Annotated in this window: 4 protein-coding genes and 1 other RNA gene; 1 reads left to right on the top strand and 4 read right to left on the bottom strand. The window is 23.4% G+C overall.

What is annotated here, in order from left to right; all coding sequences use genetic code 4:
* Window positions 1–623, top strand: a 623-nt coding sequence (locus tag EHU54_RS04500; protein WP_400249156.1) for an IMPACT family protein, incomplete at its 5' end; no start/stop codon positions are given.
* Here the strand turns inward: EHU54_RS04500 and trmB are convergent.
* From trmB to EHU54_RS04480, 4 genes are all read right to left on the bottom strand, one after another.
* A complete protein-coding gene (trmB, locus tag EHU54_RS04495; protein ID WP_400249154.1) occupies window positions 598–1,239 on the bottom strand; it encodes a tRNA (guanosine(46)-N7)-methyltransferase TrmB in 642 nt (213 codons plus the stop codon). The genes EHU54_RS04500 and trmB overlap by 26 nt on opposite strands.
* Complete coding sequence (locus EHU54_RS04490; protein ID WP_400249152.1) at window positions 1,223–3,178, bottom strand: EAL domain-containing protein; 1,956 nt, start codon at window positions 3,176–3,178, stop codon at window positions 1,223–1,225. The genes trmB and EHU54_RS04490 overlap by 17 nt, the downstream gene beginning before the upstream one ends.
* A 264-nt stretch (window positions 3,179–3,442) precedes the next feature.
* Window positions 3,443–3,864: a transfer-messenger RNA gene (ssrA, locus tag EHU54_RS04485) on the bottom strand.
* 43 nt (window positions 3,865–3,907) lie between these two features.
* Window positions 3,908–4,222, bottom strand: coding sequence for a hypothetical protein (locus EHU54_RS04480; protein ID WP_400249151.1), 315 nt, complete (start codon window positions 4,220–4,222; stop codon window positions 3,908–3,910).
* Window positions 4,223–4,736: the final 514 nt, after the last annotated feature.

The raw sequence follows: 4,736 nt of genomic DNA, 5'->3' as shown, positions 1-4,736 counted from the left end.
TAAAAAGAAAGGTGAAAAACTTGCAAGAACTAAAAGAAACTAAATCAATTATTAATGAAATAAATATTAAAAAATCACGCTTCCTTTGTTTATTGCAAAAAGCTACTTCCGAACATGATGCACTTCAATTTATTAAAACAAATCAACAGCCAAACGCTGCTCATAACTGTTACGCCTACATTATTGGGAAAAATCAAAATATTATTCGAAAAAGTGATGATGGCGAACCAACTAATACTGCTGGTAAACCAATTTTAGAAATTTTACTTCATCATAATTTAACTAATGTTGTGTGTTTAGTTATTCGTTATTTTGGGGGAATTAAATTAGGAGCTGGCGGATTAATTCGCGCTTATGCTAATAGTGTTAAAACAAACCTAAAAAAAGCGGAATTAATTCCTTATTTTGAAACAAAAGATATTATTATTAAATTCCCAATTAATAAAATTAAATTAGTTGATGAATATTTAACATATCATTATCAAAATTTAATAATTAATAAAAATTTTAAGGAACCTATTAGCTATCAATTTTCGTTACCTAGTGAACAAATCCATACTTTCCTTTTATGAGCCAGCAATAATAAAATTAATATAATTATTTCCGAGCATATAAATAATTAATATTTTTTCCAAGTTTAACAAAGCGTCGTTCATATTCAGTTGGAACATTATTTTCCGCATACTGACTCTGATATAAATTTCTTGTATAATCAACAATTTTTCAATTATTTTCTTTAAACGATTCTAATGAATAAGTAAATAATTGATCATTATCTGTTTTAAAATGAATTTCACCATTATCTTGTAAAATAATTTGATAAAAATCTAAATATATTTTATTTGTTAGCCGACGTTTTTCATGTCGTACTTTTGGTCAAGGATCAGAGAAATTTAAATATATTTTATTAATTTCTTTAGGTGCAAAAATTTCTAGTAAAAAAATAGCACCAAAAACAATTATTTTTAAATTAGATAAATTTTCAGCAATTATTTTTTTTAAAGCTAAAACTAAAACTGATGGATAACGTTCGATTGCTAAAAAATTTTGATTTGGATATTTTTTTGCTAATGCTATAATAAAATCCCCTTTCCCAGAACCAATTTCAATATTTAAGGGATTATTATTTTTAAAAATCATTTTTCCCCATTGTCCCTTATAATATTCTGGATTTTGAATTGCAAAGATAGGATTCTCCATAATATATTCTGTTGCTCAAGGTTTATTTCTTAGTCTCATCTTTAAATCCTTTCCGACTGTTTTTTAATAAAGCTATTTTTATCTCATTACCAATTTCATTTTGTGGTTCATCATAAGTTCCAAATAATGAACCAAACATATAATTAATTTTTAGTTCTTTTAATTTACTATATCCTAAATAACTATTAACTTGTGGTGCAATTAAAATAATATCAAGTTTTTCTGCTAAAATAATATATTCTTTAATTAAATTTTGATAATGCAAATGAATAAACATTTCACGAATAATTGTTGGAGAAAAAACAGCATAATTAGGTTCATAATAGTACAAACTATTTAATTCCGTATCAATTGCTCCAAAATTTTTAACAGCAACTTCAATACCAATATTTTTAATTGTATTTAAATTTTTTTTAAACTTTTCAGGATCAAAGCCAGTTTCCATTAAATCAAAAGTTAAAATTAAATTACCAGGTTTTACTTTTAATTCAATTAATTTTGTTGCAAATTTTTTTAAATTAAACTGATCACTACTAATAAAACTAGCTGGATAAGTAATGAATAATTTTTGTTCTAAATAATAATCTAATTTATGAAAATTTTTAATATTTAATGCCGCATTAAAACGAACTAGCATTGTTTCATGTACAATTCCCCCAAAAGTATTACTATCTTTTCCAAATATTAAATCACTATCAACCCCATCAACTAAATTACTACTATAATGATATGCTAATGTAAGGCCATCATTTACATTTATAATTGGAGAATATAAACTAACAATTTTTTCTAACTGAATATGTTCATTTAAAGCTAAAATACTACGTTTTTGGTTTGACAATTCTTTAATATTTTCAGGATCAATAAAAATAATTTGATTTGAATATTCAAGATTTAACCGATTATCTGCTGTTGCAATATTATATTCTTTTAACTTATTTAAATTATTTGATTGTAATCCATATAATGAAGCATATCCTTGTAATTTAACAATTATTTTATAATTTTTTAAAATAAAAGTCGTATTAACTTGTCACAATAAAATTTCAAATTGTTTTAACAAATCAGTTTCTGGTCATAACTTACTTTTATTATGTAATAAGATACTACTAATATCAGCTTTTTCAATTTGATCAAGGGGAAGAAAAATTCCAAAATGATTTAAACTTGCTTTAAAAAATAAAACATTTTGTTCTTTTCATAGTGTAAAAACTTGATGAGAAATAGGATCAATAATTTTATTTTTAACATTACTATTTAGAAATTTGTCTAGTTTTTCAATATTATTAATCATAAAAGTAAAATAAATTCCACGACGAATCTTATTCTTATGAATTAAATTATAAATAGCATCATGTGCTAAAGCCTCACGAACATAACTATTGCGGTCATATTCAATAATATTTTGTAATTTTATTGCATGAACATAAATTAATTCAATAATACCACAAATACTATAAGCAAAATAAGTCATTGCAATTCACACTAAAACATATAATTCACTTACAAAGTTTTCTGACATAGCCATTCTTTTTGATTGTGCTAAAACAATAATTGAAGCCGTAATGAATTCTGTTAATGTCAATAAAGACCATCTAGTTCATTTTGTTCATTTAAAATACCAACTCACAAAAACAATTAGAAAGGTTAAAACATAAAGTACTGAAATCATAATAATATTAGGAGTACCTGTCAAAGGTAAAAAATAATTATTATTTAAAAATGGTAAAATTGCAAAAAGAAAAGTAAAAATAATAATCGTATATAAAATTGTGGCAAAGCAAGAAATAAAAACACCTATCATTCAACAAACTATTATTGGCAGAAAAATATTAATAGCAATCATTGTATTGGTTTCGCCAGTTTTTGGTGGCACAAAAAATGGGATTAATCCTTGGGCAATAATAACCAAAATTGCAAAAACACCACCAATAACAACTTGATAATAAATTGAAAAACGAGCAAAAGAATTACGCACTAAACCTCATATAAAAATATAAATGATAGAAAAAATAATTATAAATAATAAATATACAAAAATAATATTTAAAATATTACTCACTTACTTCCACCTCTTTTAACAAGCCTTGTACTTTTTTTATTATATCATTCCTTTTAAAAATATTTTTGAACTTAAAAAAGAAACTAAAATTTTCATAAATAATTTCTTGAATCTAATAATTTATTTATGACAAAACAAGTTTCTTTTAATTTCTACCTTATTTTTAATAAAAATAAAAAATGGTGGAGATGGCGGGAATTGAACCCGCGTCCACAAATAACATTCTAATATCTTCTACAGTTTAGTCTAATCATCTTTTTTCATTATTTAATAATAGGATTAGACAACTAATTAAATAACTAGATAATAAGACTTTCAAAATTCTAACATTATCAATTAGAATTTCTATTAGATTAAGACTTGAGATACGATAATATTTAATAATCTACAATTAACTACTATTACGGCTACAATCCTCTAACAGCGAGGAATTAAGCTGCTAACATTGATCCTGCTAATTGATTGTTCATCATAAAAACTGGCATTTCAATTTTGTCTTCTTTTTGTTTTTTGTTTGCGTTTCTTCAAACCTAGTAGCATTATAGTCTGCTAAACTACTGCCAATATTAGTAGATCATTCCTGTCGAAACCGGAACATCCCCATATAGTAATTATACTCTTAAATTATTAAATAGTAAATAATAACTATTTAGTACATTTTTTTTGAAATAATTGCTTAAAATGATATTCATGGCTAATTTCTTTTTCAATTTTTGTACCTAAAGTAATTCGAATTAAAGTATAGTAATCCATGATTAAACTAAAACTACTAAAAAATAAGGTAAATAATAAGAAAAGTCCCATACCTAGAATATAATCTTTTTGTAATCAAAATAATAATCGCTCAACAATTAACCTAGGATTTGTAATTAAATTATTATTTTTTAAATTTAAATATTCAACATAATAATTTAAACTACTAAAAAAATAACTAAATAACCCAAGACTAGTAATTAACATTATAAGTTTTAAAAAATTAACTGTAATTGCACTATCATTTTTATTAATCCAATTTATTAAGCAAATAACACTTTCCAACAAAAACTCAATTATAAAGCAAACAATAGTAAGGATACTCAAAATATAAATAATGTTATTAGGGTTTAATGAATAATTTGTTCCATTATAATTATAAACAATCCATTCTTTGATGTTTCATTGAAAAATACCAGATAAAAAATATAAAAAGTCAAAAGAATTTGAACGGTTGTAACAGCAATTAAAGTAATCTTAAGATTCTTTTCAAACACTAACCACATTCAGAACTTTTGAAAATCTAATTTTTTTGTTAAGAAAAAACTAATTTTTTTGGGTGAATAATATTTCAATCGTAATATTCTCATTTGTAAAATTTGTAAATTATCATTATTTTCTTGAATTTTACAATTAAAAAAGTTGTAATTTTATTAGACTTCTTGCATAACCTATTAAAATAATTGTAAATATTTTTAAAAAGATACTAATAGCAAATTAT

The organism is Spiroplasma sp. ald, assembly GCF_044714355.1.
Taxonomy (GTDB): Bacteria; Bacillota_I; Bacilli_A; order Mycoplasmatales; family Mycoplasmataceae; genus Spiroplasma; species Spiroplasma phoeniceum.
Note: the sequence above shows the minus strand (reverse complement) of the source record. Positions and strands in the feature narration are given on the sequence as shown.